Source organism: Pedobacter duraquae (assembly GCF_004362245.1).
In the GTDB taxonomy this organism is placed as follows: domain Bacteria; phylum Bacteroidota; class Bacteroidia; order Sphingobacteriales; family Sphingobacteriaceae; genus Pedobacter; species Pedobacter duraquae.
This window is the reverse complement of record NZ_SNWM01000003.1, coordinates 802,730-828,959: the sequence shown is the minus strand read 5'-3', so window position 1 is coordinate 828,959 and position 26,230 is coordinate 802,730. Positions and strand designations below refer to the sequence as shown.

28 protein-coding genes are annotated in these 26,230 nt (G+C 41.2%); 13 read left to right on the top strand and 15 right to left on the bottom strand.

The features are described from left to right. Positions 1-60 precede the first annotated feature (60 nt). The 8 genes from porG to ubiE form a co-directional block, all read right to left on the bottom strand. Positions 61-846: a type IX secretion system protein PorG gene (porG, locus tag CLV32_RS15320; protein ID WP_133557034.1), complete on the bottom strand. Its 786-nt coding sequence runs from the start codon at positions 844-846 to the stop codon at positions 61-63. Position 847: 1 nt separating this feature from the next. Continuing rightward, positions 848-1,729, bottom strand: coding sequence for an NAD kinase (locus CLV32_RS15315; RefSeq protein ID WP_133557032.1), 882 nt, complete (start codon positions 1,727-1,729; stop codon positions 848-850). Positions 1,730-1,737: 8 nt separating this feature from the next. Next, positions 1,738-2,400: a CBS domain-containing protein gene (locus CLV32_RS15310; RefSeq protein WP_133557030.1), complete on the bottom strand. Its 663-nt coding sequence runs from the start codon at positions 2,398-2,400 to the stop codon at positions 1,738-1,740. Continuing rightward, a complete protein-coding gene (locus CLV32_RS15305) occupies positions 2,400-3,164 on the bottom strand; it encodes an alpha/beta fold hydrolase (RefSeq protein ID WP_133557028.1) in 765 nt (254 codons plus the stop codon). The genes CLV32_RS15310 and CLV32_RS15305 overlap by 1 nt, the downstream gene beginning before the upstream one ends. Before the next feature lie 159 nt (positions 3,165-3,323). Further along, positions 3,324-3,767, bottom strand: a complete 444-nt coding sequence (locus tag CLV32_RS15300; RefSeq protein ID WP_133557026.1) for a GatB/YqeY domain-containing protein — start codon at positions 3,765-3,767, stop codon at positions 3,324-3,326. Between the two features lie 16 nt (positions 3,768-3,783). Further along, the gene (locus CLV32_RS15295) at positions 3,784-4,545 is read right to left on the bottom strand and encodes an SDR family NAD(P)-dependent oxidoreductase (RefSeq protein WP_133557024.1); all 762 of its coding nucleotides are present in this window, start codon (positions 4,543-4,545) and stop codon (positions 3,784-3,786) included. Positions 4,546-4,590: 45 nt separating this feature from the next. Further along, positions 4,591-5,349: a type IX secretion/gliding motility protein PorT/SprT gene (gene porT, locus CLV32_RS15290; protein WP_133557021.1), complete on the bottom strand. Its 759-nt coding sequence runs from the start codon at positions 5,347-5,349 to the stop codon at positions 4,591-4,593. Continuing rightward, positions 5,346-6,077 carry a bifunctional demethylmenaquinone methyltransferase/2-methoxy-6-polyprenyl-1,4-benzoquinol methylase UbiE gene (gene ubiE / locus CLV32_RS15285; RefSeq protein WP_133557020.1) on the bottom strand — a complete coding sequence of 244 codons (732 nt, stop codon included), beginning with the start codon at positions 6,075-6,077 and terminating at the stop codon, positions 5,346-5,348. Before ubiE ends, porT begins: the two co-directional genes overlap by 4 nt. A 52-nt stretch (positions 6,078-6,129) precedes the next feature. Here ubiE and yihA point away from each other — a divergent pair, with 52 nt between their 5' ends. The 4 genes from yihA to CLV32_RS15265 are packed head-to-tail and all read left to right on the top strand — an operon-like array spanning position 6,130 to position 11,347. Further along, the gene (gene yihA / locus CLV32_RS15280) at positions 6,130-6,759 is read left to right on the top strand and encodes a ribosome biogenesis GTP-binding protein YihA/YsxC (protein ID WP_133557018.1); all 630 of its coding nucleotides are present in this window, start codon (positions 6,130-6,132) and stop codon (positions 6,757-6,759) included. A 5-nt stretch (positions 6,760-6,764) separates the two neighbouring features. Then, entirely contained in the window at positions 6,765-7,625 is an 861-nt protein-coding gene (locus tag CLV32_RS15275; RefSeq protein ID WP_133557016.1) for a UbiA-like polyprenyltransferase, read from the top strand. Positions 7,626-7,634: 9 nt separating this feature from the next. Further along, positions 7,635-9,350: a M3 family oligoendopeptidase gene (locus CLV32_RS15270; RefSeq protein WP_133557014.1), complete on the top strand. Its 1,716-nt coding sequence runs from the start codon at positions 7,635-7,637 to the stop codon at positions 9,348-9,350. A gap of 50 nt (positions 9,351-9,400) precedes the next feature. Further along, entirely contained in the window at positions 9,401-11,347 is a 1,947-nt protein-coding gene (locus CLV32_RS15265; RefSeq protein ID WP_133557012.1) for an amino acid permease, read from the top strand. Positions 11,348-11,560: 213 nt separating this feature from the next. Here CLV32_RS15265 and CLV32_RS15260 read toward each other — a convergent pair whose 3' ends face one another. Both CLV32_RS15260 and CLV32_RS15255 read right to left on the bottom strand, forming a co-directional pair. Continuing rightward, on the bottom strand, positions 11,561-12,109 hold the full coding sequence (locus CLV32_RS15260) for an ORF6N domain-containing protein (protein ID WP_133557010.1): 549 nt from the start codon (positions 12,107-12,109) through the stop codon (positions 11,561-11,563). A 268-nt stretch (positions 12,110-12,377) separates the two neighbouring features. Beyond that, positions 12,378-14,330 carry a KUP/HAK/KT family potassium transporter gene (locus tag CLV32_RS15255; protein ID WP_133557008.1) on the bottom strand — a complete coding sequence of 651 codons (1,953 nt, stop codon included), beginning with the start codon at positions 14,328-14,330 and terminating at the stop codon, positions 12,378-12,380. A 147-nt stretch (positions 14,331-14,477) separates the two neighbouring features. On the opposite strand from CLV32_RS15255, the gene CLV32_RS15250 reads away from it, so the two are divergent. From CLV32_RS15250 to bcp, 4 genes are all read left to right on the top strand, one after another. Continuing rightward, a complete protein-coding gene (locus CLV32_RS15250) occupies positions 14,478-14,978 on the top strand; it encodes a T9SS type A sorting domain-containing protein (protein ID WP_243732327.1) in 501 nt (166 codons plus the stop codon). 92 nt (positions 14,979-15,070) lie between these two features. Continuing rightward, positions 15,071-15,682: a fumarylacetoacetate hydrolase family protein gene (locus tag CLV32_RS15245; protein ID WP_133557006.1), complete on the top strand. Its 612-nt coding sequence runs from the start codon at positions 15,071-15,073 to the stop codon at positions 15,680-15,682. Between the two features lie 4 nt (positions 15,683-15,686). After that, positions 15,687-17,399: a M23 family metallopeptidase gene (locus tag CLV32_RS15240; protein WP_133557003.1), complete on the top strand. Its 1,713-nt coding sequence runs from the start codon at positions 15,687-15,689 to the stop codon at positions 17,397-17,399. Between the two features lie 6 nt (positions 17,400-17,405). Next, a complete protein-coding gene (gene bcp / locus CLV32_RS15235; RefSeq protein WP_133557001.1) occupies positions 17,406-17,864 on the top strand; it encodes a thioredoxin-dependent thiol peroxidase in 459 nt (152 codons plus the stop codon). Here the strand turns inward: bcp and CLV32_RS15230 are convergent. From CLV32_RS15230 to CLV32_RS15220, 3 genes are read right to left on the bottom strand one after another with little or no spacing between them, the layout of a single operon-like run. Beyond that, positions 17,836-18,807, bottom strand: a complete 972-nt coding sequence (locus CLV32_RS15230; protein WP_133556999.1) for a PorP/SprF family type IX secretion system membrane protein — start codon at positions 18,805-18,807, stop codon at positions 17,836-17,838. The genes bcp and CLV32_RS15230 overlap by 29 nt on opposite strands. Positions 18,808-18,809: 2 nt before the next feature. Next, a complete protein-coding gene (locus CLV32_RS15225) occupies positions 18,810-20,009 on the bottom strand; it encodes a gliding motility-associated C-terminal domain-containing protein (RefSeq protein ID WP_133556997.1) in 1,200 nt (399 codons plus the stop codon). Continuing rightward, the gene (locus CLV32_RS15220; RefSeq protein ID WP_133556995.1) at positions 20,009-20,968 is read right to left on the bottom strand and encodes a collagen-like protein; all 960 of its coding nucleotides are present in this window, start codon (positions 20,966-20,968) and stop codon (positions 20,009-20,011) included. Before CLV32_RS15220 ends, CLV32_RS15225 begins: the two co-directional genes overlap by 1 nt. 197 nt (positions 20,969-21,165) lie before the next feature. Between CLV32_RS15220 and CLV32_RS15215 the strand changes: the two genes are divergently transcribed. The 5 genes from CLV32_RS15215 to CLV32_RS15195 all read left to right on the top strand — a co-directional run bounded on the left by CLV32_RS15215 (position 21,166) and on the right by CLV32_RS15195 (position 24,783). After that, a complete protein-coding gene (locus CLV32_RS15215) occupies positions 21,166-22,032 on the top strand; it encodes a transketolase (RefSeq protein ID WP_262711524.1) in 867 nt (288 codons plus the stop codon). A gap of 10 nt (positions 22,033-22,042) precedes the next feature. Then, the gene (locus tag CLV32_RS15210) at positions 22,043-22,999 is read left to right on the top strand and encodes a transketolase family protein (RefSeq protein WP_133556990.1); all 957 of its coding nucleotides are present in this window, start codon (positions 22,043-22,045) and stop codon (positions 22,997-22,999) included. A gap of 3 nt (positions 23,000-23,002) precedes the next feature. Beyond that, on the top strand, positions 23,003-23,563 hold the full coding sequence (locus tag CLV32_RS15205; RefSeq protein ID WP_133556987.1) for an RNA polymerase sigma factor: 561 nt from the start codon (positions 23,003-23,005) through the stop codon (positions 23,561-23,563). Between the two features lie 34 nt (positions 23,564-23,597). Beyond that, positions 23,598-24,254: a hypothetical protein gene (locus CLV32_RS15200; protein ID WP_133556984.1), complete on the top strand. Its 657-nt coding sequence runs from the start codon at positions 23,598-23,600 to the stop codon at positions 24,252-24,254. A 79-nt stretch (positions 24,255-24,333) separates the two neighbouring features. Further along, positions 24,334-24,783, top strand: a complete 450-nt coding sequence (locus CLV32_RS15195) for a hypothetical protein (protein WP_133556982.1) — start codon at positions 24,334-24,336, stop codon at positions 24,781-24,783. Here the strand turns inward: CLV32_RS15195 and CLV32_RS15190 are convergent. Both CLV32_RS15190 and trxA read right to left on the bottom strand, forming a co-directional pair. Beyond that, positions 24,780-25,703 (bottom strand): DUF58 domain-containing protein, encoded by a 924-nt coding sequence (locus tag CLV32_RS15190; RefSeq protein ID WP_133556980.1) that lies wholly within the window; start codon positions 25,701-25,703, stop codon positions 24,780-24,782. The genes CLV32_RS15195 and CLV32_RS15190 overlap by 4 nt on opposite strands. Before the next feature lie 155 nt (positions 25,704-25,858). Further along, positions 25,859-26,176 (bottom strand): thioredoxin, encoded by a 318-nt coding sequence (trxA, locus tag CLV32_RS15185; protein ID WP_133556978.1) that lies wholly within the window; start codon positions 26,174-26,176, stop codon positions 25,859-25,861. Positions 26,177-26,230 lie beyond the last annotated feature (54 nt).

The following is a 26,230-nucleotide window of genomic DNA, read 5'->3' as shown; positions in this document are numbered from 1 at the left end:
TAGTATCCAAATAGATATTACAATGCAGGCTATCAGCAGCATGGTAGATTACCAGCGAAACTAGAATTTATAACAATCATCACTCAAAAAGGCAAAAGACAAACCGACACTCATAAACATATAAGTATCGCGCTTCCTGTAATCGCCTCTTTGCGTCCCGGGGATGCCGATCCCCCTTATAGATGGATCTGATAAAGGATATCCCGTACGGAATGCATATACCGGCGGATCGGGATATTTTCCACTCACATCATCCAGGTAATCGGTATAAGCTGTGCGATAACCGACTTCTGCAAAAATACTGACATTATCATTTAACCGGTACTTCGCTCCAACACCGTAAGGAATGGTTAGTGCATAATCTCTATAGGTATTAGCCTGACCTTCAGTTCTGATGTCATACACTCTGTAAGTCTGACCTTCGTATTTTGCAGTCGGCTTAAACAAGACGCCCCCCACTCCTGAAAACAAGTAAGGTGAGAATTTCTTTGTGCCGCCTCCGGAAAAGTAATCCAAGAAATTGAAGTCGACCCGCAGCAGCACCTCATTAAGTGGTGTTCGGAAATTGATATTTCTTTCCCTGAATTGTGCATTGGAAGAATTCGCATCGTTAGCAGTAATAATACCCCTGGTATAGTGCAATCCCAAACCCCAGTAGCCGTCAAAGTTGGCCTTAACAAAAGCGCCCGCAGCTATACCACTAATTTTAACAGGGTTATCCTGATTCAGATCACCGATATATCCTGCCCCTCCACCGTGTACACCAACTTCCCATGTTTGTGCAGAAAGGCTGGTTGAAAAGGTGAGTAATAAAAAAAAACAAGGAAGGATCTTCAGTAGTCTCATGCTAATAGTTACGCGTATCGATACCCCATAGCAACTTATTTCTTAAGGTTGTTAAATAGGACTCGTTATTTAATCTAACCAGATTTACGTGAAAGCTGGCCTTATTCAGTTTAATTTTCACAGAACGATCAACAGTCTCAGTCCTTGAATCACAAGAAACTAAAAACTTGGTACTTCGCGCTTCTACCTCAAAGGTCAGCGTGGCATCATCAGGAACAATCAGCGGTCTTACGTTCAGGTTATGCGGTGCAATTGGAGTTATCACAAAGTTCTGAGAACTCGGCAATATAATCGGACCACCACAACTCAGCGAATATGCTGTTGATCCTGTTGGTGTAGCAATAATCAGGCCGTCAGCCCAGTATGAGTTAATAAATTCGTCATTCATGTAAGCATGAATGATCATCATTGCCGTATTATCCCTACGATGAATGGTAATGTCATTCAACGCAAAATTTGCATCACCAAAGAGATGGTGCTTGGATTCCAGGTTTAACAGGCTTCTTTTATCGATCGTAAATTCTCCATTCAGTAATGCCAGGATTGCATTCTTGATCTCATCCTTATTAATGCTCGCCAGGAAACCCAAACGACCAAAATTGATTCCGATCACAGGAATTCCTGAATCCCGCACAAGGGCCAGTGTATCCAGCAAGGTACCATCTCCACCCAAGCTGATCAACACATCAGCATGGTTAACCAGTTCTGCGTTATTGGTAAAGGTTTGTATTCCCGGAAATAGTCTCACTTTATCATCGATAAAGGTTTTGTATTTCTGGAAGATTATCGTATCGATTTTGTACTGTTCAAGAGCGTCGAAAACCTCTTGTACATAAGGTAGAACTGTGTTATTGAATTCTCTGCCGTAGATTGCAATTCTCATGAAGACTCTTAAACGTTTAAATAATTCATCAATGAATTGTATCGGTCTGTTGTGCCGTCGTCAGACGTTGTGTTGTTAAACACCGCCTTAACTTCGTAATCATACCGCTCAAACGACGCTATAATTCCTGACAGTTCAGTTTTATTGATTTTTAGCGTTACTTCCAGTTTTGTGGAATCCGGAAAGGCTTGTGTGTAGGACGATAGGATCTGTGCATTATCAGCCTCAACAATTTGCGCCATATGCGACAGCGAGTTGTTCCTGTTACCGATTTCCAGAACAATGACACCTCCTGGTTCCTTAACCGCGAAAATATCCGCAACATACTCCATCACGCTCTGTACCGAAATCATCCCCAGATAATTTTTCTGATAGTCCAATACGGGAACGATCGACAGCTGTAACTGATTGAATAACCTGATCACGTCATAAACATGCGCATCCCTGTAAACAAAGGGATTAAGTACGCTTAATGGTAAACTACCGATAGCAGCTGCCGGATCACGAACCTCAATCAGCTCGTCTTCGGTAAGCAAGCCCAGAAACTGCTCTTCATTTACGATAGGCATATGGAATAACTTGAACTCACTCATCCGTTCCAAAGCCTTCTGAACAGTGTCAGAGGTTTTTAAAGGCGGAATTATATTCGATATGAGTTCTTCAGCTATCATTATTTCAGTAGTATGCGTTGTAAAAATTTATCCAGGTATTCATTAAATTCAGCAGGACGCTCCATCATCGGCGCATGCCCACATTTATCCACCCAGTTAAGCTCAGAATTTGGAAGTAACTGATGAAACTCTTCAGCTACATCTGGAGGTGTTACCTTGTCCTGTTTTCCCCAAATTAAGGAAACCGGTATCGTGATCTTTGCCAGGTCTTTTGACATATTATGACGAATGGCCGATTTAGCCAATGCAAGGATACGAATTACCCTGGACCGCTCGTTTACGGACTTAAATACTTCGTCAACCAATTCCGGGGTGGCGGTAGCAGGATCGTAAAAAGTGAACTCTACCTTCTCACGGATATAGTCATAGCTCTCCCTGCGTGGGAAAGAACCACCAAAAGCGTTTTCATACAAACCAGAACTTCCGGTCAGCACAAGTGCCTTAACATATTCCTGGTGCGCAACTGTAAAAGCAAGTCCAACATGGCCACCCAGAGAATTCCCGATCAGAACAACCTGGTTCAACTTTTTGAACTTGATGAACTTGTATACGTATTTTGATAAACTTTTAACGCCCAAAGTAAGCAAGGGCAATTCATATATTGGTAAAATAGGAACCACTACATGATAGTGTTCCTTGAAGTAATCTATGGTGGGTTCCCAGTTACTCAATTCGCCCATGAGGCCATGAAGTAAAACCAGGGTTTCTCCTTTACCTGCTTCTGTATATCTGAACCCGTCTTCTTCTATTACCTCGTATTTCATTCGTGTGTTATATTTCAATTTTTAAAAGCTGCAGTTAATGAACCCATCTACCCGCTAAACCATCCTGATATTTCACTAAGTTAGAAGACAAAAGTTAAATCAAGGCATTTAATTCGATAATTTTCGGAAACATTCGAACTGCTATAAATGAAGCACAATTTATGCCAATTGCGTTTTTACAATTTCAGCAATAAGTTTTCCATCCGCTTTTCCAGCAAGCTCTTTATTGGCCAAACCCATAACTTTCCCCATATCCTTTACAGATGAGGCACCTGATTCAGTGATGATTTTAGCAATAATAGTTTCGACTTCTTCCTTTTCCATCTGCTTAGGTAGAAAATGATTGATCACCTCTATTTCTTCTTCTTCAATAACTGCCAGGTCTGCTCTACCTTGCTGCGTGTAAATATCAGCGGACTCCCTACGCTGTTTGATCAGCTTTTGCAAGATCTTCAATTCAGCTTCTTCAGTAACCTCTTCAGATCCCTTCTCCGTCCTTGCCAGCAACAATGCCGCCTTAATTGCACGTAGACCGCGAAGTTTAGCCTGATTTTTGGCTAACATAGCCTGTTTTATTTCCTGATCAATTGTATTTGAAATCATATCTTTTTGGTATTAATTAATCTTTTTGAGTAATAGTGGCAGTTGCCTGCGCAGCAGGCATAATCAGCATGTCGTTAATGTTAACATGAGCAGGTCTGCTTACCGCGAACCAAATAGCATCAGCAATATCCTGTGCCAGCAAAGGCTCAAATCCCTTATAGACATTCTTGGCGCGCTCTTCATCTCCTTTAAAGCGTACGATAGAAAATTCCGTTTCTACCATACCGGGATGAATTGCTGTAACTTTAATATGGTGCGGCAAAAGGTCTACACGCATTCCTTTATTTAATGCATCAACTGCATGTTTTGTTGCACAGTATACGTTTCCATTTGGATAAACTTCTTTACCGGCAATTGAGCCAATATTGATAATATGTCCAGACTTATATGGAATCATCCAATTGGAGACAATTTTGGTTACATACAAGAGTCCTTTTACATTGGTATCGATCATCACATCCCAATCATCAGTATCTCCTTTGTCTATCGGATCTAAACCCTGACTAAGGCCGGCATTGTTGACCAACACATCCACTTTCTTCCACTCGGTTGGCAAACCCTCCAAAATAGCAGTTAATTGCTCCTTGTTCCTCACATCAGCAACCAATGGTTGTATGTCGATAGCATATTTATCTTCCAGATGACGAGAAATTTCTCCGAGTAATTGCGTTCTTCTTGCTACAAGAATCAATTGATAGCCTTGCTGCGCAAACAAATGTGCGCATGCTTTGCCGATGCCTGATGTAGCGCCTGTGATTAATGCGATTTTAGAATTCATGATCTTTAATATTGGTCAAAGCTAGGAAATTTCCCAACGGCCGCATCATTCGAAGTATAAACTGAATGTCACATGACGCAACATCAGCTTATCAAGAGGAACAGAATAGGGATTTGTCGCGTCCGAAGTAAGAATGCTCTTGAAAGATTGTGACCATTTCAACTCCGGCGACATCTTGAAATACTCGAAATACAAGTCGAAACCTATACCCGCCTCATAGGAAATAAAGTTCTTCTTATTACTTAATAGCTTTTCCAAAACCGGAACCCCGGCATTACTTGTTTTTTTCTTCGAGGCGATATCCATAGAATACTTCGCTCCTGCCAAAACATACGCCCTGAAATTGTTTCGCCTGTCGGACTTTAATTTCACATCCAAAGGGAAGTCTACCATGGTCGACTGTACCTTTTGTTCCATCACAGAAAATGCTTTATTGTATACCGCAGGAGTAGTGTACTCATAAGTTAACAACCTATCGTTGAAAACCAACGAAGGTGTAAATCTCAAGTCGCTATGTTCATTGATTCTTTTATTCACCACGAAGCCAATTCCAAACCCTGGTGAAGTCTTCGAAGATATCGAACTTAACTGATCGGTAACCGGAGCCGCGTTAGCAGGCCCGGTTGGATCTATAAATTGCTGCCTCCAGTTCGCTTGCTTCAATATTTTATATTCAGAAGAAATGTATTGAAAGGTAAAACCAAAATGTATATCACTCTCATCTACCCCGCCGCCCCAGTTCTGAGCATCGGCAGTATAACAGGCAGTTGATAATAATATCAGGATGATTAATCTTTTGATCATTTTATTCCAGTATATATCGCACTAATGCCAAACGTCAGGCTGACATGTTTGGTTTGCTTAAATCCAACTTTCTCCATCAATGTTGTGAAAGATTTACCATCAGGAAAAGCCGCTACAGATTCAGGAAGATAGGTATAAGCTTTAGCATCTTTCGAAAATAATCGTCCAAAAAATGGTGTAATATGTTTAAAGTAGAAGTTATACGTCTGTTTAATCGGAAAATGTTGTGGCTTCGAAAACTCAAGAATTACAATTTTACCACCCGGCTTCAATACTCTTAACATATCCGACAGCCCCTTCTCTAGATTTTCATAATTCCGAACACCATAGGCTACAGTTATTGCGTCGAAATGGTTATCGTCAAAAAGCAACTTTTCTGAATCTCCGATATGGACGGAAAAAGTATCCTGAAGGTTACGTTCCAGAATCTTCTTCCTTGCAACGCCCAACATGCCTTCAGAAATATCTACACCGATAATTTTTTCAGGCTGTAAGATCTTTATCGCCTCAAAAGCGAAATCACCAGTACCGGTAGCCACATCGAGCATAATCCGCGGCTTAACAGACTTCAGTTCCTTAATTGCTTTTTTACGCCACAGGATATCAATCCCCAGGGAAAGAAAATGATTCAAAAAATCATAAGTACCTGAAATATTGTTGAACATCTCGGCTACCTGCTCTTTCTTGGTAGCGGTTTCAGATTGGTAGGGGGTTATATTTTCATTCATGCTTCCCGACAAAGATAAGTATTGTTGAAAACTAATTTTCTACCTTTGTCAAATGATTATAAAATCAGCAACATTTATTTGCAGCAATACTAAGGTTTCGGCCTTACCGGTTGCCAATATGCCCGAATACGCTTTTATTGGCCGATCTAACGTTGGCAAATCCTCATTGATAAATATGCTTGTCAACCAACATGGTCTGGCAAAAACCTCCCAGCGCCCCGGCAAAACGCAATTGATCAACCATTTTCTGATTAACGAACAATGGTACATTGTGGATTTACCTGGCTATGGTTACGCTAAAGTATCCAAAAGCAGCAGGGAGAAATGGGAGAAATTTATCCGCAACTATATCACCAAACGCGAAAGTCTGCAGTGTGTGTTCGTGTTGATCGATAGCCGACTTGAACCTCAAAAGATTGATCTTGAGTTTTGCTGCTGGATGGGCGAGGTACAAATTCCTTTCGCCCTGGTATTTACTAAAGCCGATAAACAATCGGCACCAAAAACAGACCAGAACGTTGCAGCCTTCAAAAAAGCCCTTAAAGGCTGGTTTGAAGAGATACCTCCAACATTTGTTACCTCTGCAGAAAAGGGAGCGGGCAGAGATGCCGTCCTTAATTTCATCACTGAGGTAAACCTTGATTTTGCCATGCCAGACTTAACTCCGGTAGAAGAAGATTAATCGTTATGAAAAAGTACTTTTCCCTTGTGCTTTTTGCACATTCTATATTTGCATTACCCTTTGCCCTCATCGGATTTTTCTTAGGCGTTACCACTACAACTAATCCTTTTCAGTGGCATCTGTTTGCCTTGGTCATCCTATGCATGGTCTTCGCCCGTAACTCAGCAATGGCCTTTAACAGGTATCTGGACCGTAATATAGACAGCAAAAATCCACGCACTACTATGCGCGATATTCCGGCAGGAAGAATCACGCCTACTCAGGCCTTAACATTTGTTATGATCAACTGCATTCTATTTGTCGCAACAACTGCCTTTATCAACCCGCTTTGTTTATACCTATCGCCGGTTGCCTTGTTTGTGATCCTTTTTTACAGTTACACCAAACGCTTTACTGCCCTTTGCCATCTGGTCTTGGGCCTGGGATTATCCCTTGCCCCAATTGGCGCGTATATAGCAGTTACAGGTCAGTTTAGCCTGGTTCCTGTACTCTATTCCTTCGCCGTATTATTTTGGGTAAGTGGATTCGACATCATTTATGCCCTGCAGGATGAAGATTTTGACCGCGCAGAACATCTGCACTCTATTCCGGCCGCTTTAGGCATCAAAAATGCCCTACGCTTGTCTGTTGTGCTGCATGTATGTTCAGCCTTATGTGTAATTATTCCTTTATTCTATGTTTCTTTCGGCTGGTTTTATGACGCCGGAGTGTTGTTTTTCTGCGCTATGCTTGTCTACCAGCATCTCCTCGTCAAACCTACAGACCTGAGCAAGGTAAACCGGGCATTTATGACAACCAACGGATATGCATCCGTAATTTTCGCTGTTTGCTTCCTGGCAGATGCTTTTATAAGAACTCATTTTTAATTCAAAAACATGATCGATCTAATCATACCTAAAAAAACTAGAACATATGTTCCCCAAAATCTCGAAATCAAATGGGAAAATCTGGAGCCATTGTTTAATGAATTGCTTCAGAGAACTATCCTGACCATCGAAGAACTGGAACTTTGGTTAAAAGACAAAAGTGAACTGGAAGCTGCACTGGAGGAGGATTTTGCGTGGAGATATATCCGCATGAGCTGTGACACGGCAAACGAAAAGCTGGTTGAAGATTTCCAGTATTTTGCTAATGAAATCGATCCAAAGATCTCTCCTTTAGCTAACCAACTGAACAAAAAACTGATCGCTAATGAATTGAGTGAGCAATTGGACGAGCAGAAATATTTTGTTTACCTGCGCGCCATCCGTAAAGGACTGGAAATCTACAGGGAAGAAAACATTGAGCTTTTCACTAAACTGCAGGTTGCTCAGCAAAAGTATCAGGCCACAACCGGCGCAATGAGCGTCCATATTAACGAGCAGGAATACACCCTGGAGCAAGCCGCCAATTTCTTGAAAGATGTAAGCAGGGAAACCAGACAAAATGCCTGGGAAATCATTCTACAACGCAGACTCGTCGATAAAGACGATTTAAATATCCTGTTTGATGAACTGATCACCATGCGTCATCAGGTTGCACTCAATGCAGGTTTCGAGAATTTCAGAGACTATATGTTCCAGGCGTTGGGCAGATTTGACTACACGCCGCACGATTGCTACAAATTCCACGAGGCTATAGAAAAAGAAGTTGTACCCATTTTAAAGGAACAGGCACAAAAACGGGCTGAAGCTTTAAAGCTGGAAGTTCTTAAGCCATGGGATATGGAGGTGAGTACCACAGGCAAACCGGCGTTAAAGCCTTTTCAAAACGGAGCTGAACTTATTGATAAAACTATCGCATGTTTTAATGCTATTGACCCTAAACTGGGGCAGATGCTACAAACCATGAAAGCAAATAACCTGTTCGATGTAGAAAGCAGAAAAGGAAAAGCTCCCGGAGGCTATAACTACCCTTTGGCAGAAACCGGCGCGCCGTTTATTTTCATGAATTCTGCCAATTCCCTGCGCGACCTTACAACGATGGTGCACGAAGGAGGCCATGCGGTACATACTTTCTTAACGGCCAATCTGGAACTCAATGATTTCAAACATTGCCCTTCTGAAGTTGCCGAATTAGCATCGATGAGTATGGAGCTGATATCTATGGATTACTGGGATGTTTACTTCGACAACGAGGCAGACCTCATCCGTGCAAAAAGAGAACAACTTACCGATGTGCTTAAAACACTCCCATGGGTGGCCGTGATCGACCAGTTTCAACATTGGATTTACACCAACCCAGGACATAACGCGGCAGATCGTGAAACAGCCTTTAAACAAATCTATGAGCGTTTTGGTGCCGGATTTACAAATTGGGAAGAACTGGATCAGGAATTCGGAAATTTGTGGCAGAAACAATTACACCTCTTTGAAGTACCTTTCTACTATATTGAGTATGCTATTGCACAATTGGGTGCTATTGCCATCTATAAAAATTATAAAGAAAACCCACAACAGGCGATTAAACAGTATTTGGATGCCCTATCTCTTGGATATACACAGCCAATGAACGAAATCTACGAAACAGCGGGTATCAAATTTGATTTTACCCAAGGATATGTGGAAGAACTCGCTACTTTTATCAAAAATGAACTAGCCAAATTGGATTAGTTAAGAGTAAATGTATAAGTTTGAATAAATAACCGCGCCAATAACTGACTATGTTTGAAAAACTGCTAAGAAAGAAATCCATTACCAAAATATTAGAAGATGCAGAAAAGGGGTACGGAGACCACGGAAGTGCCCTGCATAAAACTCTTGGTGTAAGGGATCTTACAGCGTTTGGTATCGCAGCCATCATTGGCGCAGGTATTTTTAGCACGATTGGTAAGGCAAGTGCCGACGGTGGACCGGCGGTTATCTTTCTTTTTATCTTCACCGCCCTGGCGTGTAGTTTCGCTGCATTTGCCTATGCAGAGTTCGCTTCTATGGTTCCGGTTTCCGGAAGCGCCTATACCTACTCCTATGTAGCCTTTGGGGAATTGGTAGCCTGGATTATTGGCTGGTCACTGATCATGGAATATGCCATCGGTAATATTACTGTCGCCATTTCCTGGTCTGATTATTTCACCAGTCTCCTCTCCTCCATACATATACCCGCCCTTGGCATCACAGGAATTCATCTTCCTGATTGGATGACAATGGATTATCTTAGTGCATTTAATGGTCATAAACATGCCGAAGCATTAGTTAATGCGGGCAAGAACTTTACCGATCTTGATGAGTCTGTACGTATTGCCAGCAATGCATGGAATACTGCCCCACGTATTGGAAACTTCCACCTTGTTGCAGATTTGCCGGCCTTAGGAATTATTATATTCATTACATGGCTGGTGTATCGGGGCATGAAGGAATCTAAAAATGCAAGTAACGCCATGGTTGTGGTTAAACTAGCGGTAATCCTGCTCGTGTTGGCCGTTGGCGTTTTCTATGTAGATACTAAAAACTGGAATCCTTTTGCCCCTAATGGTGTTAGCGGCGTGTTGAAAGGCGTATCTGCAGTATTCTTTGCCTATATCGGTTTCGACGCAATCTCTACTACAGCCGAAGAATGTAAGAACCCTCAAAGAGATCTTCCACGTGGTATGATGTGGGCAATTATCATTTGTACTATTTTATACGTAGCCATTGCACTTGTGTTAACGGGGATCGTAAACTACAGTCTCCTAGCCGTAGGTGATCCACTTGCTTTTGTGTTCGATCATATCGATCTGAAACTGATGAGTGGTATTATTGCTGTGAGTGCCGTATTTGCTATGGCCAGCGTACTGCTCGTTTTCCAGCTTGGTCAGCCGAGAATCTGGATGAGTATGAGCAGAGACGGGTTGTTGCCTAAAGCCTTTTCAAAAATCCACCCCAAGTACCATACGCCTTCTTTTGCAACTATAGTAGTTGGCTTTGTTGTCGCAGTTCCCTCTTTGTTCATGAACCTGACTATCGTGACCGACTTATGTTCTATCGGAACCTTATTTGCGTTTGTATTGGTATGTGCCGGTGTTTTGGTGTTACAAGAGAAAAAAGACATTCCACGCAAGTTTAAAATCCCTTATGTGAATTCAAAGTTTGTGGTTCCACCGATACTGGCGATTTTATTGATTGTGGCTTTTACAATGTACCGTAAAGAAACAAGCAGTTTTATATTGAACAGTGCAAAAATACAGGATCCTGTTACCCTGGTAACATCGCTTGATAGTTCAGAACTGGCATCAGTGCAAAGTCAGATCAAACAGCTGGAAAACAAACCTGCATTGATAGAGAAAAATATCGATACAGAAGCTTACCTGGCTAAACTAGATGCTGCACAATACCAAAACTTTGTAGACAACGCCTCTATTTCTGCAGATAAAAAATATGATTCAGGATGGAGTCTTTTTAAACATAAAATCCCAATGTGGATCTTCTTATTCATCTGCTGCGTAATTACCTGGTACTGCATCAAGAAAGACCTTTCGTTGATCCCTGTACTTGGATTACTGAGTTGTCTATACATGATGTGTGAGCTTGGTATCTCCAACTGGATAGGTTTTGGGATCTGGTTAGTGATTGGATTGGTAGTATATTTCTTATACGGCTTTAAACACAGCAAGTTAAATCAACAGGTTGGCTAATGTTACAAACCCCACATCGGGGAAAATAATACCCAATTAAACTATCAATCCATTATTTTAGAATATTTTTTAAAATTTATTCTACAATTCGAGAATTTAATTCTACATTAGTGGGGTGATAACGAAATCACAAATTGAATTGCCCTCCTAATTATCCCTATAATAATGTTTAGTGCGAGACTAAACATAAAGGCTCCTCCCCGGAGCCTTTTTTTATGCCAGAAAATCTGGTTTAAAACCAATTCTTACCCGCGGTGGGTTAGGTTCATCCCGTTTCTCCAGTAGCTCGTCCAAACAATTAAAAACAACCTCTAAATTTTTGTCTTGATGATCCAGGTGATTTTTTATTTTCTCAATCTCCAAACGGATCTCGGTAGTGTCGGCAAGCATCCGTCTGGTTTGCGTAAATACCCGCATAACCATAATGTTTACAGCAATAGCTCTATCACTTTTGAGCAGACCAGAAAGCATGGCCACACCCTGCTCGGTAAAAGCATATGGAAGCTTACGGGTTCCTCCCCAACTTGATGTTCCAAAATGGAACATCAAGTTTTCAAACTCACTATTTGTAAGCTGAAACATAAAATCATCCGCAGGAAAACGCTTGATGTTTCGGCCTACCGCCTTGTTTAAATCGCGCGTCTGCACTTCGTACATTGCCGCCAGGTCTTTATCTAGCATAACTTTTACACCCCGGATATGGTAAATTTTATTCAAAACTAGATCATCTGAAATTGGGTGATTTTTATCGAGTTCTGTCATTTTAATATTGTGTTTTTCAAATCACGTATTTAGACAGCTATTTTAATGCATTTTTTTTTAGACACAGGGTAAGATAATCTGTATAGCTATATACGGAAAAGACAAAGAGGAACCTAATTTTGTATGAGTCCATAGTGAGTCCATAGTCAGTCCATAATGAGTCCATAAAAAAGGCGAAAAACATGGACCCATTGCGGAGACAGTATGCACTCAGTATTGATGCACATGCCAGTTGCCTGGAGCCAGATATGAAATAAGCTTAAAGTTATTAAATTGGGAGTCTGTTCAGTTCTATATCGTCGGTTGAAACGAAGATCAATGGGACTTTCTCTACATCAACATAACTGGAATCCAAACCAAAACTTCGTTCTTCAGAAATGCTTAGTTTTTTCAACACAAAATACCAGGTCATGATGGTACGCTCGTAGAAGTTAAGCGAATTGAACCTCGATAGATGTTTCTCTAACAGAATAAACCTGAAGTCGCCTGCTATCTTATGCTTCTTAAGGCTTGTATATTGGCTGGTAATATCTACTTCTCCATTTTTAACGAGATTCTCGACAACTTTCCTAAACAATAGGTTGATCCTTTGCTCTACCCTGAAACCCAATCTAAAATCTATCCTGATCAACTTGCCGGGGATGAGAAATTCAACCTTGTAATCTCTTGTGAATGGCTGATCAACTACATCCACATGCACCAACCAATAGACATCAGCACGCTTAGGTTCCTTCTGCAGGATGGAGTAAATAATCTTGGATTCGATTTCGGTTTTAAAGTTGGCACTTGTAAGGTACACCAATTGAGATGAATATTTGGCGACGGACTCATCCTCGCTCAACTCTTCGAGCAGCTCGTAATAGTCATCGATTTCGACATACTTCACAAAACGATTTTTGATTTTACGGGCAACAAACCAACCCCACATTACAGTGAAGAGCGCAGATCCGATTAGCAGCGTTACAAAGCCCCCATGGAAGAACTTCGTCATATTCCCAGCAAGGAACGAAAGCTCTAACAGACCATATACGATCAGAAAGATGATGATTAAATATCCTGGGACCTTCTTAGCCTGCATAAAAAACGCAACTAATATGGTTGTGGCCAAAAACGTCAGGTTAATTGCTAATCCATACGCCCCCTCCATATTAATGGACTTCCTGAACAACAACACTACTCCAATGCAGCCGGCACAAAGGATCCAGTTGATTGATGGCACATAGATTTGTCCCTTGTGATTACTCGGATAAGTGATTGCTACTTTAGGCCATAGGTTTAGTCTTACAGCTTCAGATATTAGGGTAAAAGATCCTGTAATCATTGCCTGACTCGCTATAATGGCCGCCATAGTAGCTAGCGCCACCATAGAGAGCAGATATGCTTCCGGCACTATTTCATAAAAGGGATTTAATTTATCGTTATATTCCGGATGGTTGAGCAACCATACTCCTTGTCCGAGGTAATTCAAAATCAATGTCGCTTTAACAAAAATCCAACTCACCCGGATGTTTTGTCGGCCGCAATGACCAAGATCCGAGTAGAGCGCTTCGGCACCAGTAGTACATAAAAAAACGCCCCCTAAAATGACAAGTGCCATCGGATTTGTAGCAATCAGATGTATTGCATAGTAAGGATTAAGCGCTTTCAAAATAGTGAAATCTTCAACTATATACCGAAGTCCGAGTACACCTAAGGCCGCAAACCAGATCAACATAATCGGCCCGAACAGCTTACCAACCAAACTGGTCCCAAATTGCTGAATAATAAAAAGCACCAGGATGATAGCAAGCACAATGGGAATTACATGCACCCAGGGAAATTTGAACTGTAAACCCTCTATTGCTGTTGTGACTGTAATACTCGGTGTAATAATACCATCTGCAAGCAAAGCACATCCACCAATTACTGCAGGAACAACCAACCACTTCGCTTTTTTACGAACCAAAGAATACAAGGAAAAGATTCCCCCCTCTCCATTATTATCCGCCCGTAATGTAATCAGCACATACTTGATCGTGGTTTGAAGTGTAAGCGTCCAGATAATACAAGACAAAGCACCAAGCACCACCATCGGTGTAATCTGCTGTCCGTTGCTATGAACCGTATTAAAAATCGCTCTTAAAGTATATAATGGTGAGGTTCCAATATCTCCGTAAACAATACCCAGACTGATAAGCAATCCGGCAGTAGATAATTTCTGAATATTTGTACTATCTGACACGTAATAATTATAAAGTCAATGATTTAAGCGTTACTGATTCGCAAATTAAGAATTTTACGATTGTTAAATATTGTTAAATATTCAATTAGTGAACAATTCGTGATTTTATTTGTTTTATTATTTCTATTTTTGAGGTAATTACAAAGAATGACTATAACATCTACAAAAACGCTTCTTCTTCGATTTACCTGCATCTTATGCTTGGGTATATTGTGCAATGTGAGTGTTTTTGGTCAGAAGGCAGATAGTGTTAACTATATCACGCGCTCCAGAAAAGCTAAACCTGCCGTTATTAAACCAAATCTACCGGTTTACCGTCCACTTGGTTTCATTCCTTTCAACAGTGTTATTTTCTCCAAAACGCCTGTTGCAGCAAAGCCCGAAAAGAACCTTACTTTCCTTAAAGTGTTTCCAAGCCCTGTTGATGATCAAATCAGTATTGTCTATAAGCTGGAACGCGAAAGCACAGTATCCATTAAAATTATGGACTTACTGGGCAATGAAGTAGTAAGTCTGGCCAACGAGCGCTCGGCAGCGGGTGAGCAAACAAAAACATACACGATTCCTAATCGCCTGAGCAGTGGAATTTATTTCGTCAGGATTGTTGCTGGAGCAGAAACATCAGTAAAACGTATCTCCGTTTTATAAGTTCCTTTTGTTTCTTACTTTTGGCAGCAGGTGTTCATCGTGATCTGCCATCAAATAAAGCTTATTATCTGTATACATAAATCCATTTTTTAATGAAGATCATCGCTATTGGCCGCAACTATGCCGCGCATGCTAAAGAATTAAACAATCCCGTACCTACTGTTCCGGTAATCTTTATGAAACCAGATACTGCGGTTTTGAAAGACAACAAACCTTTTTACATTCCCGACTTCTCCAACGATATCCATTATGAACTTGAAGTGGTTTTGAAAATCTCTAAAGAGGGAAAACACATTCAGGAAAAATTTGCACATAACTATTACGAAGAAATTGGCTTAGGTATTGATTTTACTGCTCGGGATCTACAAAGTATACATAAGGAAAAAGGATTGCCCTGGGAACTTGCAAAGGCCTTTGACAATTCTGCAGCGGTAAGTAACTTCGTTCCGAAGGGAAGTTTAGGCGACCTTAAAGCACTTACCTTTGAATTAAAGGTAAATCAGGAAAGCAGACAAAACGGTAACACCGAAAATATCCTATTTTCTTTTGAACAGATTATCGCATTTGTTTCTCAGTACATCACCTTAAAAAAAGGCGATCTTATTTTTACCGGAACACCAGAAGGTGTTGGTCAGGTGCACCAGGGAGATCGTTTGGAGGCATGGCTTAAAGGGGAACAATTGTTAAACTTCGAGATTAAATAATAGCATGCGCAAAACCCTTGTTGTAATCTATTTTTCTCTCTTCGTTTCCGTTCAATTATATGCCCAGCAAATATTTAGCACCAATAAATATCCACTGGTAGATTTCAGGCCACCACTTGACATTACACCCCCAGCCCTTGCAGGCTCGTTTGGTGAATTGCGTGCCAATCACTTTCATTCTGGTATGGACTTCAGGACCAACCAGCGCGAAGGATATCCTGTATACGCAATTGCTGATGGCTATATTTCAAGAATCCGTATCCAGAACAGCGGGTTTGGCAATGCATTATACATTAACCATCCGAATGGGTTCACCTCGGTGTACGGACATCTTCAACGTTACAATGGAAAATTGACCTCACTCGCTAAAAGCATCCAATACGCTAAAAAATCATTTGAGATTGACGAGTTTCCCGGCGCAGACGCAGTACCTGTTCATAAAGGTGATTTAATTGCTTATTCCGGAAATACAGGAAGCTCTGGCGGCCCGCATTTACATTTTGAGATCAGGGATACGAAAACAGAAGCGACGATAAATCCGCAACTTTTCGGCATCAGCATTCCCGATAATATACCTCCTGTGATTTCGGGATTATTTGTTTATAAGCTTAACCAGGCTCCATTTAATGAATTTACTAAAAAACAAGCATTGGCCTTATCCGGTGGTGGCGGCAAATATACGGTAACCAATACCGTCACCTTAGGTGGTGAAGTTGGATTTGGTATTATAGCTACCGATCGGCACACTGGGCTATCAGGAACAAATGGTGTTTATGCGATTGTTTTAGAGATAGATGGAAAAACGGTGTTTACATCAGCAGTTGAGCGTTTTCTTTTTGAAAACAGTAAGGCTATCAATGCACATATCGACTATCCCGAGTTCATGAATTCCCGCAGAAATATCCAGAAAAGCTTTGTAGATCCGGGTAATCCACTTCAAATCTACAGCAACCTGGTAAATAACGGCAGGATCTCCTTTACCGATGGTAAAACACATGAAATTCTGTATACTATAACCGATTTGAAAGGTAACAAAAGTACTGTTAGCTTCACTGTACAAGCAGAGCTCAATCCAACTATTCCTGAAATGACTGCGCCTGAAGGAACAATATTGTTTCCGTTTAATAAACTTAACAATTACGCTACCGACAATGTAAAAGTTGTTGTTCCTGTAGGATCACTTTATAACGATCTTAATTTCTCCTATAAGGAGATTCCACACCCAGGAGCGTGGTCTGCAGATCATAAAGTTCAAAATGGACTAACGCCCTTGCATACCGGATTTGAACTGTGGATCAAACCGAGTCGTGATATGGGCGCATTAGCAGAAAAGGCATTGATCGTAAATGCAAATGGTGGTTCGCAAGGTGGCAATTTTAGCGACGGGTATGTAAAGGCTACTCCCAGAAATTTTGGAACCTTTCACATCACAGTAGACACTACAGCTCCAGTTATAGTGCCAACAAACATCACCGAAGGTAAAAGCATGAAAGGCCTGGGCAAGATGACTTTCAAAATCAGAGATAATTTGTCTGGAATAAAAAGCTTTAACGGCTATATTGATGGGCGATGGGTGCTCATGGAGTTTGATGCAAAAACAGCTACCTTGTGGCATACATTTGATGATACTACCGCAGCGGGCAAACATGTGCTTGAGCTAATCGTTACTGATATGAAGGACAACACCAAGAACTTAAAAATAAACTTTTCAAGATAAGCAGATATGACTGAACTTACAGCAGGAATGAAAGCTCCTGATTTTACCGCAAATGATCAAAATGGAAATACGGTAACGCTTGACCAGTTTAAAGGTCAGAAAGTGATTCTGTATTTTTATCCCAAAGACAATACACCGGGCTGCACTGCCGAGGCTTGTGATTTCAGGGACAATTACAATGGTTTAGTAGCAAAAGGAATTGTAGTGCTTGGGGTAAGTGTAGATGATGAAGCGTCTCACCAGAAATTTGTTAACAAGTTTAACCTGCCATTCTCGCTATTAGCTGATACAGATCATAACATCGTGAATGCTTACGGCGTTTGGGTGGAGAAAAACATGTACCGTAAAAAATATATGGGCATTGCCAGGTCTACATTTATTATTGATGAAAAGGGAACAATTGCCCATATCATCACTAAGGTGGACACCAAAAATGCTACTGCACAGGTTTTGGACTTTTTATAGTTCCCCAGCCACTTCTGCGACCCAATATAAAACCCAGAGAAATCTCGTGGGTGCCGCTCGACAGTGCATTTAATTGTGAAAGGGAATAATCGTAGGCGTAGCCCAGATTAATCTGCTTGGCGAAAAACACCGATACCATAGCAATCAATGCGTTTTGCTGTGCACGGGCATTGCCCTGGTCTACTTTATTCCATACGTTAACACCCATGCGGTAAGAAGCACCAAGTGTGAGCTGTTCTTTTATTGTAAACAAGGCATTGAAATCTAGATTCCCCATCCCTGATGGATCATCTCTCAGCATAACGGAGGGCTTAAATTTGAGTTGTTCGGTCTTACCGAAAATACCGCCTGCCGTTAAAAAGAAATGGGTATATGGCAGAATAACCGTCTTGGAATTTGCGCTGCCATTGAGCACATGGGTAAGTAGATTGGTAACCGAAAAGCCGGCAAAAAAACCAGGACTGGTATAATACACTCCGGCTCTTGCATCAGGTGTAAAGTAAATCTCTTTCCTAAGAAAATTTGGATCGGAGATATCATCTACCACGGCATCGTTTCCATTGAGCATATATTGCGTGAGCCCAACGCCGAGCCCCATACTCAATCTTGATTTCGGTCCTGTGATTAATCTGTACGCGTAATTCATAAAGACTCCTGTCTGATTTTCGAGACCAGCTTTATCATTGAGAAATGAAATTCCAAGACCTATTTTTTTAGCTTTACCAAAGGCCCCGTCAACTAATGCCGACTGGGTTGTAGGTGCACCCGTTATTCCTGTCCATTGGTTACGGCTCAGAAAATTCATATTCAAAGTTTCTGTGCTTCCCGCATATGCAGGATTAATAAGCAACTGGTTAAATAAATATTGGCTGTAAATGGCATCCTGCTGCGCAAAGAGCGCCGCTGGAAACAGACATAACATCACCATCAAAAATCTCTTCATGTCTATCGTTTTACCATAGTTATAAACCCTTTAAAGGTTTTATTGACGCCATCGATCTTAGCCCTCAACACATAATAGAAGGTTCCCGAAGATTGGGTTCCCCCATCCCAAGACTTTGCCTTGGAGTAAGATTCTGCACTATAAACCCTGTTTCCTGAACGGTCAAAGATCTGGAGGTCGTTATCAGGATAAGCATCAATATTTTTGATCTCCCAGGTATCGTTCTTACCATCACCATCAGGAGAAAAAGCATTAAAAAATGTAAACGGATTAGCCGCGTTGATACCGTTCGCCAGGGTTATGGGATTCAGCAATACGCCCAAAGCAGATGTATTAAATGCGAATACCTGGTCAAGGCCAGATCCAAAGGCACCTGTAAGCTGTCTTGCCTGCCCGGCTTTTTCCCAGATTCTATTATCAATCCATCTGGCAACCATATTGAACCGTCCATCTGTGCTGTTTCCGTATAAAGAAACTTCAGATGCACTTGTTCCTGACGGCTGATTCAGCGTGTAATAATATTTGTCGTTAATATTTTGTAGCTCGTCACGTTTGAGTTGCCTGTTATAGCCATCACGATCCGGACTATGGTTTTCGAGTGATACGCCAAAAATATTAGACTGGTTATCCGCAGGCTGGATGGTAACTGGCGCATACCTGCTGCCATCTGCGGCACCTAAAGGATAAAGATACTCATCCGCGAGGTTTGTCCGCCTCAGCAACAGTCCTTGCCCTTCGGTAACAACATAGCCACCATTTCTGGTTAACGCCGTTATTTCCGGATTCAACAGGGAGAGTGTATTTTTCTGGGTGATAATCTTTTTACTATCCAATACTAGAGATCGTCTGGCTTCGGTATTTACATAGAGGGTAGCTATTCCGGGATTTATAAAAATGAGTGATGGGAATTGCGTAGTTCCTGGCCCTTCTATCCGTATGTCTGTTCCAGTGAAGCGGGCATTCCCCAGGCTGGCTACATTGAATACCGGGCCAAGCGGATCGTTATTGGTCCAATTCTGGCTAACTGTAAAATCACCATTGAGAAAAACAGATCCAGTTTGATGGATATAATTGTCCTGAACATTTAACAGTGCACCGGTACTCACGTAGATAATCTGCCCGTTATTAACCAACTGCGCTGCTGCCAGCTGCGCCGACATCAGACCCGGAATCAAAGCCAGTATATGAAGCCACCTTTTCATTACTCAACCCCAGCTATATAAAACGTAGTAGCAGGCAGATCGATGGTTCCAGCGGAAACATTCGTAAATTTAACCTGAACGGTACCTACCGCTGTTACTCTTGAGGAAGCAATAATCAGCCCGTCAGGAAGATCTGAACTTGTAGAAATCATGAGTACCGTTGTGGTGCCTATATTAGGAATAGTGAAATTCTGTGTAAGCGTAGTCCCGGCAGGTATTGCTGGCAAATCGGCTAGTACACCCTGGTTATAAACTCTGGATATCTGCGAGCCGTTAACGCCGATACGCACTTTACCATCAGTAAAAAGACGAATACCTTCGTTTCTAAAAGCAGCAAGCACCAGTTCTTTTTGATCAGTTGTACCTATAAAATTTTGTCCTGTCGCTGTTCCGGGGTTAGTTGTTCCCCCGGTCCCGGAAGCACCATTACCTACTTTTAGCCATGCATTGCTGTCTCCCGATGCACCTTGCGGCCCTACAGGGCCTTGTGGACCAGCGGGTCCTACCGGCCCTTGGATACCCTGAGGACCTTGTGGACCTACCTCTCCCTGAGCACCCTGAGTACCTCCGCCAGTACTGGCATCTCCAGGATCTCCTTTTGGCCCCTGAATGCCGGGATCTCCTTTATCACCTTTGTCGCCCTTATCCCCTTTTTCTGCTCCTGTACCGCTGCCAATATCGATCCAATTGGTTCCCTGCCAGTAGTTAAAGCGGTTAGAGGTTGTATTATAAATCATCATCCCGTTGATATCGGCATTTGCCGTACCGTCTGGCTGCAGGGTATTTCGCTGAACTAAAGTTAGTCTGGGAATGAGTAATCCTTTGGTATTTGAGCTCACATCAAGAACTGCTTTAGCATTTGGCGTCTGTGTTCCGATACCTACATTTCCGGTCTGGGCGTAGGCGGTACCGAGTCCTGTAAGCAGGATTAGTGTACAAAATAGGGTAGATAGCTTCATGGCGAGCATGGTAACAGAATAAAACAATAGAATCTCAAATATAATTTTTAAATTTCCAGTCCACCAAGAATAAATGGCCTTTTTGCCGTAATCGTAGGTAAATTTGCCTTTTGAGGCGCCTTATCTACTTTCTAGCAAATCACTGGAATTTTTTCAGGACACATAACAGCTTAAACACTTAAAAAGTTAACTTTACCATATTAACCAATGCCAACTTAATGAAACATACAATTAAAGAATTAGAAGATATCGCTACTCAGGTAAGAAGAGATATCGTAAGGATGGTACATGGCTGTCAGTCAGGACATCCCGGGGGTTCCCTGGGCTGCGCCGATTTTATGACCGCCCTTTATTTCGAAGTATTAACCCACAATGCTGACTTCAACATGGATGGAACCGGAGAAGATCTGTTTTTCCTGTCCAATGGTCACATTTCTCCGGTTTGGTACAGTGTGCTAGCGCGCACAGGCTATTTTGAGGTAGCAGAACTGGCAACATTCAGAAAGCTGGGTGCTCGCTTGCAAGGCCACCCAACAACACATGAGCATCTTCCAGGAGTTCGGATTGCTTCCGGATCATTAGGTCAGGGTTTATCGGTAGCGATAGGCGCGGCATTAGCAAAGAAATTAAACAAAGAGCATACAACGATTTACACGCTGCATGGCGATGGTGAGCTTCAGGAAGGTCAGAACTGGGAGGCAATTATGTTTGCTTCACACAATAAAGTAGATAACCTGATTGCCAGTATCGACTACAACGGTCAGCAGATCGATGGCCCTACCGAGAAAATCTTATCTCTGGAAAGCCTGCAGGCCAAGTTTGAAGCTTTTGGATGGCATGTAATTACGTCTGACGGAAACAACATGGAAGATATCCTTAAGGCTTTACACTATGCAAAATCCTTAACTGGAAAAGGTAAGCCTATTTTAAACCTGATGAGCACCCAAATGGGATTTGGTGTTGACTATATGGTTGGTTCGCACAAGTGGCATGGAACTGCTCCGAACGATCAGCAACTGGAATCAGCACTGAATCAGTTAACAAGTACATTGGCAGATTACTAATTATAAAGACGTGAAGAAGTATACATATACAGAAAAAAAAGACACCAGATCTGGTTTTGGTGCAGGTTTACATGAAGCGGGAAAACGCAATGAAAATGTTGTTGCCCTTTGTGCAGATTTAAAAGGTTCTTTAAAAATGGACGACTTTGCCAATGACTTTCCTGACCGTTTTGTTCAGATCGGTATTGCTGAAGCAAATATGATCGGCATTGCAGCAGGTCTTACTATCGGCGGTAAAATTCCATTTACCGGAACTTTTGCTAACTTCTCTACCGGCCGTGTTTATGATCAGATCAGACAGTCTGTAGCTTATTCAAACAAAAATGTGAAGATTTGTGCTTCGCATGCTGGTTTGACTTTAGGTGAAGATGGCGCAACACACCAGATCTTAGAAGATATAGGCTTGATGAAAATGCTTCCTGGTATGGTTGTTATTAACCCATGCGACTATAATCAAACTAAAGCTGCAACATTAGCTATTCTTGACTACGTTGGCCCGGTATATTTACGTTTCGGTCGCCCAAGTGTTCCAATCTTTACTGCTGAGGATCAAAAATTTGAAATCGGTAAGGCCTGGATGGTGAATGAAGGTACAGATGTAACTATCGTAGCTACAGGTCACATGGTATGGAAAGCTATTGAAGCTGGTGAGAAACTTGCTGAATTAGGCATTGATGCTGAAATCATCAACATTCATACGATTAAGCCCTTGGATGATGAGGCAATTTTGAAGTCCGTTCAAAAAACTGGCTGCTTAGTTTCCTGCGAAGAGCACAATAAGTTTGGTGGACTTGGTGAGAGTATCGCACGTTTGTTAGCTACTGAATTCCCTGCACCACAGGAGTTTGTTGCTGTAAACGACAGCTTTGGCGAGAGCGGTACGCCAGATCAGCTGATGACAAAATATGGTTTAGATGCCATCAATATTGTTGAAGCGGCACAAAAAGTGCTTAAGAGAAAGAAATAATTTATGAAGCAGGTTGAAGACGCAGAGATAATAGCAAAATTTTCAGAAGAGAAAACTCGGCATGAAGCCTTTAACCTGCTTTTAAGTAAATACCAGCAAAAAATTTACTGGCATATACGAAGGCTCGTTATCGATCACGACGATACAGATGATCTCGTACAGGATGTATTTGTTAAGGTTTGGAAAAACCTGGGCACTTTCAGGAACGACTCACAGTTGTACACCTGGATATACAGGATAGCCACCAATGAGTCGATCACTTTCCTGAACAAGAAAAAACAAAAAAACAATACTCCGCTTGATGAAGTTTCTGGTGAGCTGGCGGAAAGCATGGTTGAGCCTTCCTATTTTAATGGAGATCAGATACAGCTAAAATTGCAGCAGGCGATTCTCACCCTTCCAGAAAAGCAAAGGTTGATTTTTAATATGAAATATTTTGATGATATGAAATATGAAGAAATCTCGCAGGTTTTAGGAACTACCGTAGGGGCGCTTAAAGCGTCTTTTCACATCGCCGTTAAAAAAATTGAACATTTTATGCTAAATGATAACATTACCTTTTAAACCTTTTGGCATTTAAAGCATCAATATAACTGTCATGGATAACACATTAGAAAATAAAGACTGGATGGCTGAAGCGCCGCATGTTGCCGCGCTGTCGAGAAGCAATCCCTTTACTGTTCCAGATCAATACTTTGAGGGTTTAAATACACAGATTTTGAATGCTGTGTATATGGACAAACTCAAGGAAAAGGCGGGCACTTTTAATGCGGAGGTACCTGCAGGTTATTTTGAAAACCTTTCGGCAGATATTTTCAGCCGTATCTTTATTGATACTATCCAGTCTAAAGCTACTGAAACTGGTTTTGATGTACCAAGAGGATATTTTGAGCAATTGGAATCAAAAATTACTCAACGCATTTCCTTAGAAGAACAGCCTGAAAAAGTTACCCCAATATTTAAACTGTGGCACTCTAGTATGCTTAAGTATGCTACAGCAGCATGTATTGTTTTAATATCTGCTTTTGGTATTTATGTTAATCAGGACGATGCTATTCCAGCAGCTCCTGTTGTTACCTCGAAGGCAGCCTTGCAGGCGGAACAAATTCTTTTTGATATTGATGAAGAAGTGATCATTGACCACATTCAATCCAGCAATACCACCCAGGCGGCTAACACATCAGCATCAAAAGCTGAGTTAGAAGAATATATTATCAATAATTACTCACAGACAGATATTGCATCGAGTTTATAATTAGTTAATCGTTATCATGAATTTAATACATTTTTCTTTTTTATGCTACCCAGCCGCCATAATATTAAAAACTAAGCTCATGAAACCTATACTGGTTGCTTCTTTGTTATTTTTTATCCCAATGTTCATACAAGCGCAAGACCGTGGTCAGAACCAGGAAATAGAAGCATATAAGGTAGCCTGGTTAACGCAAAAACTAGACCTCTCTCCAGAGGAAGCCAAGATTTTCTGGCCTATCTATAATGACTGGCAAAGGGAGCAAATGGCCTTAAGAAAAGAAAGATTTCAAAATCTAATCAGTTTTAGGAAGACCACCGAGATAGACGATTTATCTGATAGTCAGGTTCAGGCATTAATCACTAATGAATTCAACTTCAAACAACGTGATCTTAATATTGAAAAGAAATATTATAATCTATTAAAATCAAGTTTACCAATTAAAGTTGTTGGTAAATACTACCGTGCTCAGGAGACTTTTAAAAAAGAACTATTGAGCAGATATGGTGGCGGACCGGGTCATAAAAATTAAAGCATTTTCTGTCGTTTGATCAGGTATGCCTGGAGAACGGTGTCATAACCTTTTGCAATATCAGCATCAACAAGATCAATATGGTATTGTGCACATTTAAGTTGTAACTTCTCGCGGTAACTTGCCATACTATTCAGGTAATTTTCTTTAACCTGATTTACTTGTACTTTCAGTACTTTCCCGCTTTCCATGTCAACGAACTGGTAAGGTCTATTTTCAAATTCAAAATTAACCTCATGGGCGTGGTCAGTAATATTGAAAATCACTACTTCATGTTTATTGAACTTAAGATGCTGGATAGCGGCAAATATAGCAGCGGTTTTCTCCTCATCCTGTTCTGCATTCAACATATCGCTAAAAAGGATCACCAGTGAGCGTTTAGGGATGGCTTCAGCGATTTGATGCAATGCTGTTTCAATGTTTGTCTTTACGTTTAACTCATTTGCTTTTAAAGCGGCTTCAAGATACCCATACAGAAATTTGGTATGTGCAGTAGTAGATGCTGCTTTAGTATGTGTATGTAATCCATCATTGAACATACTCAAGCCGAAGGCATCGCGCTGACGTTTGAGTAAGTACATCAGCGCCGCTGCTGATCGAACAGCGAATTGAAGTTTGTTAATGGATGTATCCCGAGGGAAATACATCGATGAAGAAGTATCGATTACAAGCTGGCACCTCAAATTTGTTTCTTCTTCAAAACGTTTAACGTAAAGTTTATCCGTTTTAGCATAAAGCTTCCAGTCAACATTCTTAATGTTATCTCCAGGATTGTATGCCCTGTGTTCTGCAAATTCAACAGAAAATCCATGGAAGGGGCTTTTATGCAGTCCCGTAATAAAACCTTCTACTACCTGCCTGGCAAGTAACTCAAGGTTAACCAGAGCGTCTGCATATGAAATATCCGATAGCAATGACATCTTGTAAACATACAAAAATTGCGTATAAAAAACATCGGACCAACCAACCGTTGATTTTTTGTATTAAAGCTGTGGGCAGATTCATTCAGGATTGTTTTGAACAAAAAAAAGCGGATACCTGACAGGCATCCGCTTTCAATATATTCAAATTGTGATTACAATTGTTTATCCAATTTACCTGCTAATACCGATTTCGGTACTGCACCAACTTGTTTATCCACAACCTCACCGTTTTTAAAGAACAAAAGAGCAGGAATATTACGGATACCGAACTGAGTAGAGATCTGAGGATTGTTATCCACGTTCACTTTTCCGATGATCGCTTTTCCTTCATATTCTTTGGAGATTTCATCTACTACAGGTCCAACCATACGACATGGTCCACACCATTCTGCCCAAAAATCTACCAATACTGGTTTATCTGCTTTTAATACAACTTCCTCGAAGTTTGCATCTGTTATTTCTAAAGCCATAATCTTATTTTTCTTTAATTAGTTTTCTTGTTAATCTTCAAAGGATTAGAACAC

What these genes read in the sequence shown, in the direction of transcription:
- CLV32_RS15310 (WP_133557030.1), bottom strand. Translation starts at nt 2,400, where the DNA reads ATGATAGCTGAAGAACTCATATCGAATATAATTCCGCCTTTAAAAACC.
- porT (WP_133557021.1), bottom strand. Translation starts at nt 5,349, where the DNA reads ATGATCAAAAGATTAATCATCCTGATATTATTATCAACTGCCTGTTAT.
- CLV32_RS15200 (WP_133556984.1), top strand. Translation starts at nt 23,598, where the DNA reads ATGGATAACACATTAGAAAATAAAGACTGGATGGCTGAAGCGCCGCAT.
- CLV32_RS15305 (WP_133557028.1), bottom strand. Translation starts at nt 3,164, where the DNA reads ATGAAATACGAGGTAATAGAAGAAGACGGGTTCAGATATACAGAAGCA.
- CLV32_RS15240 (WP_133557003.1), top strand. Translation starts at nt 15,687, where the DNA reads ATGCGCAAAACCCTTGTTGTAATCTATTTTTCTCTCTTCGTTTCCGTT.
- CLV32_RS15245 (WP_133557006.1), top strand. Translation starts at nt 15,071, where the DNA reads ATGAAGATCATCGCTATTGGCCGCAACTATGCCGCGCATGCTAAAGAA.
- ubiE (WP_133557020.1), bottom strand. Translation starts at nt 6,077, where the DNA reads ATGAATGAAAATATAACCCCCTACCAATCTGAAACCGCTACCAAGAAA.
- CLV32_RS15260 (WP_133557010.1), bottom strand. Translation starts at nt 12,109, where the DNA reads ATGACAGAACTCGATAAAAATCACCCAATTTCAGATGATCTAGTTTTG.
- CLV32_RS15220 (WP_133556995.1), bottom strand. Translation starts at nt 20,968, where the DNA reads ATGAAGCTATCTACCCTATTTTGTACACTAATCCTGCTTACAGGACTC.
- CLV32_RS15270 (WP_133557014.1), top strand. Translation starts at nt 7,635, where the DNA reads ATGATCGATCTAATCATACCTAAAAAAACTAGAACATATGTTCCCCAA.
- CLV32_RS15230 (WP_133556999.1), bottom strand. Translation starts at nt 18,807, where the DNA reads ATGAAGAGATTTTTGATGGTGATGTTATGTCTGTTTCCAGCGGCGCTC.
- CLV32_RS15300 (WP_133557026.1), bottom strand. Translation starts at nt 3,767, where the DNA reads ATGATTTCAAATACAATTGATCAGGAAATAAAACAGGCTATGTTAGCC.
- CLV32_RS15250 (WP_243732327.1), top strand. Translation starts at nt 14,478, where the DNA reads ATGACTATAACATCTACAAAAACGCTTCTTCTTCGATTTACCTGCATC.
- CLV32_RS15295 (WP_133557024.1), bottom strand. Translation starts at nt 4,545, where the DNA reads ATGAATTCTAAAATCGCATTAATCACAGGCGCTACATCAGGCATCGGC.
- CLV32_RS15190 (WP_133556980.1), bottom strand. Translation starts at nt 25,703, where the DNA reads ATGTCATTGCTATCGGATATTTCATATGCAGACGCTCTGGTTAACCTT.
- trxA (WP_133556978.1), bottom strand. Translation starts at nt 26,176, where the DNA reads ATGGCTTTAGAAATAACAGATGCAAACTTCGAGGAAGTTGTATTAAAA.
- yihA (WP_133557018.1), top strand. Translation starts at nt 6,130, where the DNA reads ATGATTATAAAATCAGCAACATTTATTTGCAGCAATACTAAGGTTTCG.
- CLV32_RS15195 (WP_133556982.1), top strand. Translation starts at nt 24,334, where the DNA reads ATGAAACCTATACTGGTTGCTTCTTTGTTATTTTTTATCCCAATGTTC.
- CLV32_RS15275 (WP_133557016.1), top strand. Translation starts at nt 6,765, where the DNA reads ATGAAAAAGTACTTTTCCCTTGTGCTTTTTGCACATTCTATATTTGCA.
- CLV32_RS15205 (WP_133556987.1), top strand. Translation starts at nt 23,003, where the DNA reads ATGAAGCAGGTTGAAGACGCAGAGATAATAGCAAAATTTTCAGAAGAG.
- porG (WP_133557034.1), bottom strand. Translation starts at nt 846, where the DNA reads ATGAGACTACTGAAGATCCTTCCTTGTTTTTTTTTATTACTCACCTTT.
- CLV32_RS15315 (WP_133557032.1), bottom strand. Translation starts at nt 1,729, where the DNA reads ATGAGAATTGCAATCTACGGCAGAGAATTCAATAACACAGTTCTACCT.
- bcp (WP_133557001.1), top strand. Translation starts at nt 17,406, where the DNA reads ATGACTGAACTTACAGCAGGAATGAAAGCTCCTGATTTTACCGCAAAT.
- CLV32_RS15265 (WP_133557012.1), top strand. Translation starts at nt 9,401, where the DNA reads ATGTTTGAAAAACTGCTAAGAAAGAAATCCATTACCAAAATATTAGAA.
- CLV32_RS15225 (WP_133556997.1), bottom strand. Translation starts at nt 20,009, where the DNA reads ATGAAAAGGTGGCTTCATATACTGGCTTTGATTCCGGGTCTGATGTCG.